At 64.2% G+C, this 13,169-nt stretch carries 12 protein-coding genes; 8 read left to right on the top strand and 4 right to left on the bottom strand.

What is annotated here, in order from left to right:
• Positions 1–65: 65 nt before the first annotated feature.
• From ACMYR2_RS12330 to ACMYR2_RS12345, 4 genes are all read right to left on the bottom strand, one after another.
• Positions 66–935, bottom strand: coding sequence for a hypothetical protein (locus ACMYR2_RS12330; RefSeq protein WP_347263253.1), 870 nt, complete (start codon positions 933–935; stop codon positions 66–68).
• Positions 936–1,286: 351 nt separating this feature from the next.
• Positions 1,287–2,693, bottom strand: coding sequence for a M20/M25/M40 family metallo-hydrolase (locus tag ACMYR2_RS12335; RefSeq protein ID WP_347263254.1), 1,407 nt, complete (start codon positions 2,691–2,693; stop codon positions 1,287–1,289).
• A 34-nt stretch (positions 2,694–2,727) separates the two neighbouring features.
• Positions 2,728–4,020 carry a glycosyltransferase family 87 protein gene (locus ACMYR2_RS12340; RefSeq protein WP_347263255.1) on the bottom strand — a complete coding sequence of 431 codons (1,293 nt, stop codon included), beginning with the start codon at positions 4,018–4,020 and terminating at the stop codon, positions 2,728–2,730.
• A 128-nt stretch (positions 4,021–4,148) separates the two neighbouring features.
• Positions 4,149–5,714, bottom strand: a complete 1,566-nt coding sequence (locus tag ACMYR2_RS12345) for a helicase HerA-like C-terminal domain-containing protein (RefSeq protein ID WP_347263256.1) — start codon at positions 5,712–5,714, stop codon at positions 4,149–4,151.
• Between the two features lie 334 nt (positions 5,715–6,048).
• Between ACMYR2_RS12345 and ACMYR2_RS12350 the strand changes: the two genes are divergently transcribed.
• From ACMYR2_RS12350 to scpA, 8 genes are all read left to right on the top strand, one after another.
• A complete protein-coding gene (locus ACMYR2_RS12350) occupies positions 6,049–6,252 on the top strand; it encodes a hypothetical protein (RefSeq protein ID WP_416193013.1) in 204 nt (67 codons plus the stop codon).
• A complete protein-coding gene (locus ACMYR2_RS12355) occupies positions 6,249–6,656 on the top strand; it encodes a DUF4332 domain-containing protein (protein WP_347263258.1) in 408 nt (135 codons plus the stop codon). The genes ACMYR2_RS12350 and ACMYR2_RS12355 overlap by 4 nt, the downstream gene beginning before the upstream one ends.
• Positions 6,657–6,738: 82 nt before the next feature.
• Positions 6,739–7,617, top strand: coding sequence for a dihydropteroate synthase (folP, locus tag ACMYR2_RS12360; protein WP_416194092.1), 879 nt, complete (start codon positions 6,739–6,741; stop codon positions 7,615–7,617).
• The gene (folB, locus tag ACMYR2_RS12365) at positions 7,614–7,979 is read left to right on the top strand and encodes a dihydroneopterin aldolase (RefSeq protein WP_347263260.1); all 366 of its coding nucleotides are present in this window, start codon (positions 7,614–7,616) and stop codon (positions 7,977–7,979) included. Before folP ends, folB begins: the two co-directional genes overlap by 4 nt.
• A gap of 8 nt (positions 7,980–7,987) precedes the next feature.
• The gene (gene folK / locus ACMYR2_RS12370) at positions 7,988–8,479 is read left to right on the top strand and encodes a 2-amino-4-hydroxy-6-hydroxymethyldihydropteridine diphosphokinase (protein ID WP_347263261.1); all 492 of its coding nucleotides are present in this window, start codon (positions 7,988–7,990) and stop codon (positions 8,477–8,479) included.
• Between the two features lie 80 nt (positions 8,480–8,559).
• Positions 8,560–10,482: a methylmalonyl-CoA mutase subunit beta gene (locus tag ACMYR2_RS12375; protein ID WP_347263262.1), complete on the top strand. Its 1,923-nt coding sequence runs from the start codon at positions 8,560–8,562 to the stop codon at positions 10,480–10,482.
• Complete coding sequence (locus ACMYR2_RS12380; RefSeq protein ID WP_347263263.1) at positions 10,479–10,943, top strand: GFA family protein; 465 nt, start codon at positions 10,479–10,481, stop codon at positions 10,941–10,943. Before ACMYR2_RS12375 ends, ACMYR2_RS12380 begins: the two co-directional genes overlap by 4 nt.
• 6 nt (positions 10,944–10,949) lie before the next feature.
• Positions 10,950–13,115 carry a methylmalonyl-CoA mutase gene (gene scpA, locus ACMYR2_RS12385; RefSeq protein WP_347263272.1) on the top strand — a complete coding sequence of 722 codons (2,166 nt, stop codon included), beginning with the start codon at positions 10,950–10,952 and terminating at the stop codon, positions 13,113–13,115.
• Positions 13,116–13,169 lie beyond the last annotated feature (54 nt).

Raw genomic sequence — 13,169 nt, forward strand, 5'->3', positions numbered from 1 at the left:
ATAAATCCGATGCTCAATCAATTAACTGGAGCGGCGGCGCTGATTCCATTTGATCGGCCGCCGCCCTAGGGAGATGATCGGCCGGAACCGTGATCGAGATGCGCGCGCAATTGATCAATCGACGCAAATCGCACAACTCCTTCCGGGAGTTGGGCATCGATCGCGCCATCGGAATAGAGCGAATAGGCCATTCCGTTGACAACACCGGATCTCAGCACAGTGGTTGGAGAAACAGTGGCCGGTGAAACGTTGCGATCCGAAGCACCGGCCGGTTGATCGCCTCTTGAGGCCGGTCTTGAAGCCGGCTTTGGCATTTCAGGATCAGGAGCATGAACCGCTGGCGCGGACGGGCCGGACCGTTCCGCATCCCCCTGCTCACGCTCCCTGACCATGGATGCAAACAGAAGATTGCGCCGGGGCTTCGATTGCGAAGGCTGGTCGGAGGATGCCGGAAATTCGGCATCCGGGACGGGAGCGACTGTCGCGCGATCGCGGTCGGCGGGTACGCGATCGCGGTCGGGCGCTTGCCCCTGCCGGCGTTGCGACAGGACAGAGGGGGCTCGCAGGTCACTTCCCGGATCCGGCGCCACCCGGCCGCCGTCCGCCAGCGGTGGACTATCCGCGATGGGCCGGCCCGGTGGAATGGGCACGCGGACATCTTCCGCATGCACACCGCCATGGTGAACCGCGACCGCTCCGGAGCCGAACCGGTCTCCGGAGCCGAGCCGGTCTCCGGAGCCTAGCTGGTCCGCGACCTTTTGCAGTTCGCGGACAACGACCGACAGGCTGACCATTATCAGACCGGTGCAGGACACGACCGCGCCCGATACGATCATGGTATCGCCGAAGCTGAACTCCTTGATGGGAATTCCGAAGGCGACCACCACCAGACCGGTCACGAACACACCGAACCCGGCGATCGAAAGTACGCTCATCCAAAACTCCCCCGTGACGAGCGCCTGACCGCCATGCCATCCGCTCCGCCGCCTGCCGATCCAGCCGCCATTATCGGCGACACGATGGCGATGGGGTTAACTACGGGCGGCGAAAATGGTTCAATTCAGCGGCATGGAAGTCTTTCACCGCTTCATGGAAACGGTGAAGGACCCCATCGTTTTGTTTTGACGCGCTTTCGAGCGAGGCCTATCCGAACTTGCATGTCCGAACTTGTCTGGCGACGGATTTGATGTAGGCTCGGCCATCATCCCTCTGCACGTCGACTCCAGCGCCGTCCAATTCCGGGCGGCGTTGTCACATGTAACGGCGTTGTCGCATGCAAGATGGCTTCAGCGCGGCGTCTCGGCCAGCGCGGCGAGAATCCGGGCCCATGACCGGATTCCCTTGTGAAAGCTTTTCAGGTCGTACTTCTCGTTGGGCGAATGGATGTTGTCGTCTTCGAGGCCGAAGCCGACCATCACGGTGTCGAGCCCTAGCGACGTCTTGAAATCGGCAACGATCGGAATCGACGCGCCGCAGCCGATCAACAGCGCTTCCTTATTCCATTCCTCGGTCAAGGCCTGCTTCGCCGCCGCCAGCGGCTTCATATTCCAGTCCAGCGCAATCGCGGGCGCGCCGGCGTGATCGAGAAACTCGACGGAACAGTCGGCCGGCACCCGCGCCTTCACGAAAGCACGGAAGGCGTCACGTATCTTCCTGGGCTCCTGGCCCTCGACAAGGCGGAACGAGATTTTCGCCGACGCCTGCGCGGGAATGACCGTCTTGGAGCCCTCTCCCGTATAGCCGCCGACGATTCCGTTGATGTCGCAGGTCGGCCGCGACAATAGCTGCTCGATCAGCAGGCGGTCCTTTTCACCGGCAGGGATCGAAAGCCCGATCGGCTTCAGGAATCGTTCCGGCGTCAGATCGAGTTCAGCCCATTGAGCGCGAATGTCTGACGGCAGATCCTTCACGTCATCATAGAAACCGGGAATCGTGATGCGGCCGTCGTCATCATGAAGATCGCCGAGGATACGGGTGAGGATTCGAATCGGGTTCTGAGCACCGCCGCCGAAAAGGCCGGAATGCAGGTCGCGGTTCGCGGCCTTGATGATCACCTCCTCATAGACCAGCCCGCGCAGCGAGGTGGTGATCGCCGGCGTGTCGGGATCCCACATGCCGGTGTCGCACACCAACGCGAAATCCGCGGCGAGGTCCTTCTTGTTCTGTTCGAGGAAGGGCACGAAGTTTTTCGAGCCCACCTCTTCCTCGCCCTCGATCAGGATCGTCACGTCAAGCGGCAGCGAGCCGGTCACCGACATCCAGGCGCGGCACGCCTCGACGAACGTCATCAGCTGGCCCTTGTCGTCTTCCGCGCCGCGCGCCACGATGATCTTGCGCCCGTCCGCATGGCTGGTGACAACCGGCTCGAACGGCGGGCGATGCCACAGATCCAGCGGGTCGACCGGCTGAACGTCGTAGTGGCCATAGAACAGAACATGCGGCCGGGACCCGGTGTTGCCGTTGCTTCTGGCCACGATCGCGGGATGGCCCGCGGTCGGGCGAACCTCGGAAGCGAAATTCAGCGCCGCGATATCGGCCGCGAGATGATCGGCGGCCGCCTTGCAGTCGCCCACGAAGGCCGGATCGGCCGAGATCGATTTGATGCGCAGCAGCGCGAACAGCCGCTCCAGGCTGTTGTCGAAATCGGTATCGATGTGGTCGAGGACGGTTTGCAATTGCGACGTGCCGGACATTCTGTTTCCCCTCGAATTGCGGTCGGACAATCTTTCAGATTCGCGGTTGCGCGGTCGAATGCGGATCGCGCGCCGGCGGCGGATTAAGGATATGCCAGGCCAGTGCCGCCACCAGCACGAAAGTCGCCGCGATGTTGTTTCCGGCGGCTTGCAGAATCTTCGGAAATACCGGCAGCGACAGCACCATCAGCGCAAATGATGCGCCTAGCGCCAGGCGCGAGATCGCCCGCGCCTTCGGCCGGCCATCGAGCGCGGCGCGATGAAACAGAACCGTGATCGGAAAGAACAGCCACACAAAGTAATACTGACGCGCCAGCGGCGAAGCGAGCGTCATCAGGCAGAACAGAATCCCGACCTCCTCGGCGATCGAGCGCGGCGTCATGTTCGCCCGCGCCGGAATGATGGCGATGAAGCCCAGCCCTATGGCGGCGAAGACGGCGAGCACGATCCCGTTCGCCGTCCTGTAATCGACATCGGCGACGTTCATGTATTGCGCCGGCTTGGCGGGATCGATCTGGTTATAATTGACCGGGCGCACCAGCCGATGCGTGACCGCGATGATGGACTGATTGATCCATGACCAGTTCTGGGCGTCACGCTGACCGAACCCGTGCTCCGAGTTCGATCCGATCATTCCACGGTACCATGTGGTCAGTTCCGAGACGTTGCGGTCGAAGCCACGGATCGGAGCCGGCGCCAGAAACAGCAGAACGCCCAGGAACGCGACCATGCTTAGCGCGCTTTTCCAATGGCGGCGCCAAAGCAGATACGGCAGCACGGCGACGGGAAAGACCTTGATGGCCGCCGCGAGCGCGAACATGCCTCCCGACAGCCACCCGCTCCCGCGCCACAGGCACCAAAACCCGAACAGCATCATCGCGAGCAGAACGAGGTTGGGCTGCCCGAGATCGAACATATCGAAGACAAAGGGGATCGTCACAAGGCCCGGCAGGGCTTCGAGCCACGGATCAGGGGTCTTGCCCGATCCCGTCATGGCGTTGGAGAGCTGCGCCGTCATCCACCATGCGGCGGCATTGAGAAGGCACAGGCCCAGATACAGCGGAATCTTTCCGAAAGCGCTCGGCAGGGCGAGCAGAATGGCCGACAGCGGCGGGTAAAGGAATGCGAAGCCATCGTTCGGCCCCTGCGGATACAGATCGCCGCCGTTCAGAATTTGCTGCCCGGCCCAGTACCACAGCGGATAATCCTTCGTCTTGCCGTGCCCCCAGATCTCGGGGACAAGAACGTCGGCGGTCAGCAGGATGCAGGCCACGAGAAACAGGACATCCAGCGGGCGCCGGAGCGACGGCCATCTCAGCACGGGCATTTTTCCGTTGTCATGCGGCGGCATCGTCCGCGCGCTCTGCGTTATCAGATGCGCTCCCCGCTGCAAACGGTGTCGCTTGCCTGCGCCGAAGCACAACCATGCGGCGCAAGCCCATACCGCCCGCGCGCTTATCGCCGCAGCAGTCCTCCGAGCGCGCCGCGCACCAGCGCGCGACCGACCGAACTACCGACCGAACCGCCGACCGACTTGCCGAGATCGGCGACGATACCGCCGACCACCTTGTTGGTAACGGAGCGCGTGACGTTGCGCGCGATCACCTGCCCGGTCGACAATCTGCCGCGAGGCGTGTTGGTGCCGAATATGCTGCCGACGATCGATCCGATCTGACCAAGAACGCCGCCGCTCGATCCATCAGCCGCCGCAGCGGTATCCTCGACCCGTTTCTGAAGCAGCTCGTAAGCCGATTCGGAATCGATCGCGGTGTCGTACTTTCCCTTCACCGGGCTGCGGGCAATGAGTGCGCTACGTTCCTCAGGAGAAATCGGGCCGATCCTCGCGGATGGCGGCCGCACCATCACCCGCTCGACCACAGCCGGCGTTCCGTTGCCTTCGAGGCACGACACCAGAGCCTCGCCCTTGCCGAGTTCGGTGATGACCCGCGCCGTGTCCAGCTTCGGATTTGGCCGGAACGTCTGCGCCGCCGCTGCGACGGCCTTCTGGTCACGGGGCGTGAATGCGCGCAACGCGTGCTGAACCCGGTTGCCGAGCTGAGCGAGCACCTTGTCCGGGACGTCGATCGGATTCTGGGTCACGAAATAAACCCCGACGCCCTTGGAGCGGATCAGACGCACCACCTGCTCGATCTTGTCCATCAACGCCTTCGGCGCGTCATTGAACAGAAGGTGCGCCTCATCGAAGAAGAACACGAGCTTCGGTTTCGGCGGATCGCCGACCTCCGGCAGGCGCTCGAACAGTTCCGACAACATCCACAGCAGGAACGTCGCATAAAGCCGCGGGTTCTGCATCAGCTTGTCGGCGGCCAGAATGTTGATCATGCCGCGGCCGTCGCGATCGGTGCGCATGAAATCATTCAGATCGAGCGCCGGCTCACCGAAAAACTTCTCGCCGCCCTGATGTTCGAGCACCAGAAGCCGGCGCTGGATCGCTCCCACGCTTTGCTTCGACACATTGCCGTACAGCGTCGTCAGTTCCGCCGCACGCTCGGCGATAAAGGACAGGATGGCGCGAAGATCTTTCATGTCGAGCAGCATCAGTCCCTGCTCGTCCGCCACCCGAAAGGCGATGTTGAGCACGCCCTCCTGGGTCTCGTTCAAATCCATCATCCGGGACAGCAGCAGCGGGCCCATTTCGGACACGGTGGCGCGCACCGGATGGCCCTGCTCACCGAACACATCCCAGAAAATTGTCGAGAACTGATCGGGCTGAAACTCAAGCCCCATCGTCTTGGCGCGGTCGAGTATGAAGTCCCTTGCCTCGCCCGGCTCTGAAATGCCGGACAGGTCGCCTTTGATATCGGCGACGAAGACCGGCACGCCCGCGCGAGAAAATCCTTCCGCCATCACTTGAAGCGATACGGTTTTTCCGGTTCCGGTGGCGCCGGTGACAAGACCGTGCCGATTGGCGAGGCCCAGCGTCAGCCACACCGACTGCTCACCCTTGCCGATGAAGATGCCTTGATCGGTATCGCCGATCCCGGTCGCGGTCTTCGTCATGAGCGCCTCTTCTCGTGATCCCGTCGTCGAACCCTTATTCTACTTCAAGTTCCGCGCCGATTGAAGCCGGCCAACCGCCGCGAGAAAGCTCGAAATCTTCCGGCGAAGCTATCGCGGATCATCGCGCGGAATCATTTTAACCGGCGAATGACAGACGATCGCGACTTTTCGACATGAATCAGGCACGCGAGTCTTGCATCTCGGCAACACTCGCGGTGCGATTGCATGCCAACAGCCGTTAGTCCTGTTTCCTGACTTGTCATTCGCGTCTCGGGCGTATCATGATGAAAACATAAATAACGAGCCGGCGAGCAACCGGCGGAGGCGGGGTACCATGAACGATCTGGTGGAGCGGCGTGCCGCGACAGCTGGCATCGCTGTCGCGCGAGCGGCCGTCGGTACGATTCCGGTCTTTCACAGCAAGGAAAGGCTGGCCAGCACGGTTCAATCCGGGATTGAAGCAATGTTCGGCGCGAAAACCGGCGCGGAGACATTCGCCGGCATCCAAAAAGCATCCCGGCATCCCCGAACGTCATGACATACTCGATCTCCAAGCTCGAAGGACTGAGCGCTTTCGAGGCCAAGAAGCTGAGGTCGATCGGCATTCGAACAACCGAGGCTTACCTCGAAGCGGCACGCACGTCGAAAGGCCGCAAGGCGCTCTCCGCCAGGACCGGCATCAGCGAACAGCAACTGCTGGAGTGGGCCAACCTCGCCGACTACATGCGCATTCCCGGAATGGGCAACGGCAAGACCAAGCTGCTGCGCGCGGCCGGCGTCACGACGGTACGGGAACTGACGCACCGCAATCCGGCACGGCTGGCTCAGGCCATGAAAGATGCGAACGCCAGGCGCAAGCTTGTCAGCGCCCTTCCCTCGGAAAAGTCGATCGGCGACCTGATCGCGCACGCGCGAAAGCTTCCGCTCAAGATCACCTATTGAGCTTTCCATCGTTGCAATCCGGGCTCTCCTGAAAAGCTTTTCGCGTCTTGACAGCATGTCCGGGACCGCGCAAAGCCACCGCATGACGCTGGCGGATTCCATGTCCAGACCTGTGACGAATGATGCACGTCATCCCGCGCTTGAGGTGCTGCTGTCGCGCCCCTGTCCGGCGGTCATGGGAATCCTGAACATCACCCCCGACTCGTTCTCCGACGGCGGCCGGTTCATGACGCCCGACCGGGCTCTGGCGCAGGCGCGCCGCATGATCGCGGACGGGGCCGACATCATCGATATCGGCGCGGAGTCCACCCGCCCCTACGGATCGCAGCCGGTCTCGCGCGACGAGGAAATGCGGCGGCTGGAGCCGATCCTCGCCGCGGTGGCCGCGCTTGGAGTTTCGGTCTCCATCGACAGCATGAAGTCCTCGGTGGTGGAGTGGGCGCTCAAGAACGGCGCCGCGATCGCCAACGATGTGTGGGGATTGCAGCGCGATCCCGACATGGCCCGCGTCGTCGCCGCGCGCAACGCACCCGTCGTCGTCATGCATAACCGGGACAAGCCCGATGGCGCGCTCGACATCATGCGGGACATCGCCGCGTTCTTCGAACGATCGCTGACGATCGCGGCGAAAGCCGGCATACCCGCCAGCCGCATCGTCCTCGATCCCGGCATCGGATTCGGCAAGACGCCGCAACAGAGCATGGTCGCGCTGGCCCGGCTCGGCGAATTGCAGACCTTCGGATTGCCGGTTCTGGTGGGCGCGTCCCGCAAGCGCTTCATCAGCACGGTGACGCCATCGGAGCCGCAGCAACGGCTAGGCGGCTCGCTCGCCGCGCATCTGATCGCGGCAAGAGGCGGCGCGCGCATCATCCGCACGCACGATGTGGCCGAGACGGTGCAGGCGCTGCGGGTGGCGCGCGCCATCGAGTCCGCGACACAGCCGGGATCATTTGAACCATGACCGATACGATTTTTATCCGCGGCCTCGTGATACACGCGCAGCACGGCGTCATGGCGCACGAGACCGAGGTCGGCCAGCGCTTCGTGATGGACATCGCACTGTCGACCGACCTGTCCGAATCCTCCCGCACCGATCGGCTCGCCGATACGGTGTCGTATGCGGGCGTGGTGGCGACAGCCAGCGCCGCGTTCAAGGATGCCAACTACAAGCTGCTCGAGCGCGCCGCGGGAGCGGTCGCCGATGCGGTGCTGGCGGCTTATCCGCGCGTGAGGACGATCACGATCACCGTTCACAAGCCGCACGCTCCCATCCCGGCGATCTTCGACGACGTCGGCATTTCGCTCACCCGCGGCAGGGACTAGCGGTCGCGATGGCCAGCGTCCTGATCGCGCTCGGGGGTAACGTCGGAGACGTCAGGCAGACGTTCCGCAAGGCCATCGCCAACATCTGCGGCATGGCGCAGGCCGGGCTTCTCGCCCGGTCGTCCGACTACGCCACGCCGCCATGGGGCGAGCAGAACCAGGCTCGCTTCATCAACGCCTGCATCGAGATCGACACCGGCCTCGATCCGCACGCGCTGCTGTTCACGCTGCACAAGATCGAGAAGAAGTTCGGCCGCGACCGCGCCGCCGAACAACGCTGGGGACCGCGCACGCTGGATCTCGACCTGATCGCCTATGACGACGCCGTTCTCGACAAGCCGGAACTGACGCTGCCGCATCCGCGCCTGTTCGAGCGCGCCTTCGTTCTGGTTCCGCTTGCCGAAATCGCGCCGGACCGCGTGATCGCGGGGCGAACGCCCGCCAGGGCGCTGGCCAGCCTGTCGAGTGCCGGAATCGAACGCCTCCCCGACCTTCCCTGATCGATCGCAAACGACCGTTTGGCTTGTCCGCCGCCGCGTGGCATTTTGATGATCCGGATTCTGCCGGACACGAGCGAACAATGCCCGCTGCTCCCCATGAACCCATCGATCCGCCGCTCGCAGCCGATTTCACGCCGGCGACAGCGGCCGACTGGCGCAGGCTGGTCGATGGCGTGCTGAAAGGCGCGCCCTTCGAGAGGCTGGTGGGAAAGACGACCTATGACGGTCTTGCGATCGAACCGATCTATACGCGCGCGAAGGGAGCCTCCGCGATCGCCGGCCGCGCCTCGGCGGCGCCATGGCGCATCATGCAGCGGATCGACCATCCCGATCCCGCGCAGGCCAACGCGCAGGCGCTGCACGACCTCGACAACGGCGCCGGCGGCCTGACGCTGGTGTTCGCGGGCGCCAATGGCGCGCGCGGTTTCGGACTGCCGCCAACCGCCGAGGCTGTCACCAAAGTGCTGGACGGCGTCTTCCTCGATGCAGGCATCTCCATCGCGTTGCAGACCGGCCCGCGGTCTGGCGAGATCGCGCTCCAGATCGCGAATGACATCAGGATCAAGGGAGTCGACCCGGCCGCCTGCGATATCCGCTTCGGTCTCGATCCGCTCGGCGCCTGCGCCGCATCGGGAGCAAGCCCCGGCGCGTGGGTTGAGATCGTTCCGGCCGCGACGGAAACAGCGAAGACGCTCGCCGCCAGAGGCTTCAAGGGGCCGTTCCTTGTCGCCGACGGCCGCGTGATCCACGACGCCGGCGGATCGGAGGCTCAGGAACTCGCCTTCGTCCTTGCGTCGGCGGTCGCATATCTCCGTGCGCTTGAAAGCGCCGGCGTCATTCTCGATGACGCGCGCGGCATGATCCACGCACAGCTCAGCGCCGACGCCGACCAGTTCCTGACGCTGGCCAAATTCCGCGCGCTGCGGCTGTTGTGGGCGCGGGTCGAGCAGGCTTGCGGCCTCGCGCCGAAGCCGCTGCTGATCGCCGCCGAAACCGCATGGCGGATGCTGACCCGGCGCGATCCCTACATGAATATGCTGCGCGCCACCGTCGCTGCATTCTCGGCGGGCCTCGGCGGTGCCGACAGCATCTGCGTGCTGCCGCATACGCAGGCATTGGGCCTGCCCGACGGCTTCGCGCGGCGCATGGCGCGCAACACGCAGCTCATCCTGCTGGAGGAAGCCAGCCTCGCCAAAGTCGCGGATCCGGCGGCAGGCTCGGGCGGCATCGAAGCCTTGACGCGAGAGCTTTGTCAAAGGAGCTGGGCGCTGTTTCAGGATATCGAGAGGGCGGGCGGAGCGTTCGCCGCACTTGAACAGAACCTGATCCAGCGCGGCGTCGCCGCGACGCGCGACGCGCGCCAGACCAATGTCGCGGAACGGCGCGAGGTGCTCATCGGCATCAGCGAGTTTCCCGACCTGCACGAAACACCGATCGACGTGCTCGACGTCGAGCCTGTCACGCTCATTCCCTCCGGCGAGGCAAAAATCAGCTTCGAGGCGCTGACGCCGATACGGCTGGCCGCCCCCTTCGAACAACTGCGCGACCGCTCCGACGAGTGGCTCAAGGCCACCGGCGCGCGGCCGAAGATCCTGCTCGCCACTCTCGGCGCTCCCGCCGACTTCGCGGCGCGCGCGGCCTTCGCCAGAAGTTTTTTCGAGGCGGGCGGCATCGAGGCCGTCGATCCGCCCTCCCCCGGCGCGCGGCGAGGAAACGTTGAAGACACCGCTCCACGAGACGATGAAGATGCGCTCGCCGAAGCCTTCAGGGCATCCGGCGCGCGAATGGTCTGCCTGTGCTCCTCGGATGAGGTCTACGCCGAACAGGCGGCGCCTGCAGCGCGGGCCTTTCATGCCGCCGGTGCAAGCCATATCTATATCGCGGGACAACCGCACGGACTGGAGCCCGTATTGCGCCGGGCAGGCGTGCGCGATTTCATCGTCGCGGGAAGCAATGCGGTGGCGGTGCTGAACGAGGTCTGGCAGCGACTGGAGCAACCATGACAGAGCAGATGAGCCCGTCGCTGACCGGCGGATGCCAGTGCGGCGCCATTCGTTTCGCGCTGACGGCCCCGCCGGTGCACATCAGCATCTGCCACTGCCGCATGTGCCAGAAAGCCGCCGGCGCGCCGTTTGCGTCTTTTGCCGACATCCCGCGCGAGAACTTTCGCTGGACCAGAAGCACGCCGGCGACGTTTCGCTCATCCTCGATCGCGGAGCGCGCTTTCTGCGCCGCCTGCGGCACGCCATTGAGCTTCAACCGTATCGGCGGCCCCTGCATCGAGATCATGACCGGCGCTTTCGACCGGCCCGACCTGCTGGTGCCGACCGGACAATACGGAACGGAATCCCGGCTCGGCTGGATCGCGACCATCGTCAACCTGCCGAGCCATACCACGCCCGAAAATTACGGACCCGAGAAGATGGCGACCATCATCAGCCACCAGCACCCGGACCACGACTGAACGATGATGGCGCGCGTTCCGGATTTCACCGGTGTGGCGTTCGAGCCGGTCGCGCCTCCCCTCGCCGGCGGCTTGGAACCATCCCCGGAAGTCTGGCAGACCCCGGAAGGCATTCCGGTCAAGACCGCCTATTCGGAAGCCGATCTTGACGGGATCGACTTCCTCGACACATGGCCCGGCATCGCGCCTTACCTGCGCGGCCCCTACCCGACCATGTATGTCAACCAGCCCTGGACCATCCGGCAGTATGCGGGGTTCTCGACGGCGGAGGATTCCAACGCCTTCTATCGGCGTAATCTCGCCGCCGGCCAGAAAGGGCTGTCGGTCGCCTTCGACCTCGCCACCCACCGCGGTTACGACTCGGATCACCCGCGCGTTTCGGGCGACGTCGGCATGGCCGGCGTCGCGATCGATTCCATCTACGACATGCGCACGCTGTTCGCCGGCATCCCGCTCGACCGGATCAGCGTATCGATGACCATGAACGGCGCGGTGCTCCCGATCCTCGCGCTGTTCGTGGCGGCGGCCGAGGAACAGGGCGTGCCGGCGGAAAAACTCTCGGGCACCATTCAGAACGACATCCTCAAGGAGTTCATGGTGCGCAACACCTACATCTATCCGCCCGCGCCTTCGATGCGGATCGTGTCCGACATCTTCGCCTACGCCTCGCGCAGGATGCCGAAGTTCAACTCGATTTCCGTCTCGGGCTACCACATGCAGGAGGCCGGCGCGACGCAGGATCTGGAACTGGCCTATACGCTGGCCGACGGCGTCGAATACATCCGCGCGGGTCTCAAGGCGGGCCTGGACATCGACCGCTTCGCGCCGCGGTTGTCGTTCTTCTGGGCGACCGGCATGAACTTCTTCATGGAAGTCGCCAAGATGCGCGCCGCGCGGCTGTTGTGGGCCAGGCTCATGAAGTCATTCGATCCGAAGGATCCGCGCTCGCTCAGCCTGCGCACCCACTGCCAGACCTCCGGCTGGTCGCTGACCGCGCAGGACGTGTTCAACAACGTGATCCGCACCACGATCGAGGCGATGGCGGCGACGCAAGGCCACACCCAGTCGCTGCACACCAACGCGCTCGACGAGGCTTTGGCGCTGCCGACCGACTTCTCCGCGCGCATCGCCCGCAACACCCAGCTTTTCCTGCGGCAGGAAAGCGGCACCACGCGCATCATCGATCCCTGGGGCGGCTCATATTACGTCGAACGGCTCACGCACGATCTTGCAATGAAAGCGTGGAGCCACATTCGCGAAGTCGAGGAACTCGGCGGCATGGCCAAAGCGATCGAGGCCGGCGTGCCGAAGCTGCGCATCGAGGAAGCGGCGGCACGGACGCAGGCCCGGATCGATTCCGGAAAGCAGGTCGTGATCGGCGTCAACAGATACAAGCCCGAACATGAGACGCCGGTCGACGTGCTCAAGATCGATAACTCGACGGTGCGGCGCCTGCAGATCGAGAAGCTGAAACGATTGCGCGGCGAGCGCAGGCAGGAGGATGTCGATACCGCGCTGGCGGCGCTGACGCGCGCGGCCGGCGAAGGCAACGGCAACCTGCTGGCGCTCGCGATCGACGCCGCGCGCGCCAAGGCGACCGTCGGCGAAATTTCCGACGCGATGGAGAAGGTGTTCGGCCGGCATCGCGCCGAGATCAGGTCGATCACCGGGGTCTACAAGCGCGAGGTGTCCGCGATGTCCGACAAGGTGGAGAAGCTGCAACGGCTCATCGACGCCTTCGATGAGGCCGAGGGCCGCCGCCCGCGAATTCTCGTCGCCAAGATCGGCCAGGACGGCCACGACCGCGGCCAGAAGGTGATCGCTTCCGCGTTCGCCGATATCGGCTTCGATGTCGATATCGGACCGTTGTTCGCGACAGCGGAGGAAGCCGCGCGGCAGGCGGTCGAGAACGACGTGCACATTCTCGGCGTGTCCTCGCTCGCCGCAGCGCATCTGACCGCGGTGCCGGAACTGAAGGCCGCGCTGACAAGACATGGCCGCAACGACATCATGATCATCGTCGGCGGCGTGGTGCCGCCGCAGGACTACGATGCGCTTTATAAAGCCGGCGCGGAGGCGATCTTTCCTCCCGGCACGGTGATCGCGGACGCCGCCGAAGACCTGATCCGCAAATTGAACGCACGGCTCGGCCACGCCGCGGCGGTGGAGTAGCGCAGGGTTTTTCAACTCTCCACAAATGACCGTCATGCCCGCGCTTGTCGCGGG

This window comes from Nitrobacter sp. TKz-YC01, from assembly GCF_047824785.1.
GTDB lineage: Bacteria > Pseudomonadota > Alphaproteobacteria > Rhizobiales > Xanthobacteraceae > Nitrobacter.

What these genes read in the sequence shown, in the direction of transcription:
- ACMYR2_RS12355 (WP_347263258.1), top strand. Translation starts at nt 6,249, where the DNA reads ATGACATACTCGATCTCCAAGCTCGAAGGACTGAGCGCTTTCGAGGCC.
- ACMYR2_RS12330 (WP_347263253.1), bottom strand. Translation starts at nt 935, where the DNA reads ATGAGCGTACTTTCGATCGCCGGGTTCGGTGTGTTCGTGACCGGTCTG.
- ACMYR2_RS12345 (WP_347263256.1), bottom strand. Translation starts at nt 5,714, where the DNA reads ATGACGAAGACCGCGACCGGGATCGGCGATACCGATCAAGGCATCTTC.
- ACMYR2_RS12335 (WP_347263254.1), bottom strand. Translation starts at nt 2,693, where the DNA reads ATGTCCGGCACGTCGCAATTGCAAACCGTCCTCGACCACATCGATACC.
- folP (WP_416194092.1), top strand. Translation starts at nt 6,739, where the DNA reads ATGACGCTGGCGGATTCCATGTCCAGACCTGTGACGAATGATGCACGT.
- folB (WP_347263260.1), top strand. Translation starts at nt 7,614, where the DNA reads ATGACCGATACGATTTTTATCCGCGGCCTCGTGATACACGCGCAGCAC.
- folK (WP_347263261.1), top strand. Translation starts at nt 7,988, where the DNA reads ATGGCCAGCGTCCTGATCGCGCTCGGGGGTAACGTCGGAGACGTCAGG.
- ACMYR2_RS12380 (WP_347263263.1), top strand. Translation starts at nt 10,479, where the DNA reads ATGACAGAGCAGATGAGCCCGTCGCTGACCGGCGGATGCCAGTGCGGC.
- scpA (WP_347263272.1), top strand. Translation starts at nt 10,950, where the DNA reads ATGGCGCGCGTTCCGGATTTCACCGGTGTGGCGTTCGAGCCGGTCGCG.
- ACMYR2_RS12340 (WP_347263255.1), bottom strand. Translation starts at nt 4,020, where the DNA reads ATGCCCGTGCTGAGATGGCCGTCGCTCCGGCGCCCGCTGGATGTCCTG.
- ACMYR2_RS12350 (WP_416193013.1), top strand. Translation starts at nt 6,049, where the DNA reads ATGAACGATCTGGTGGAGCGGCGTGCCGCGACAGCTGGCATCGCTGTC.
- ACMYR2_RS12375 (WP_347263262.1), top strand. Translation starts at nt 8,560, where the DNA reads ATGCCCGCTGCTCCCCATGAACCCATCGATCCGCCGCTCGCAGCCGAT.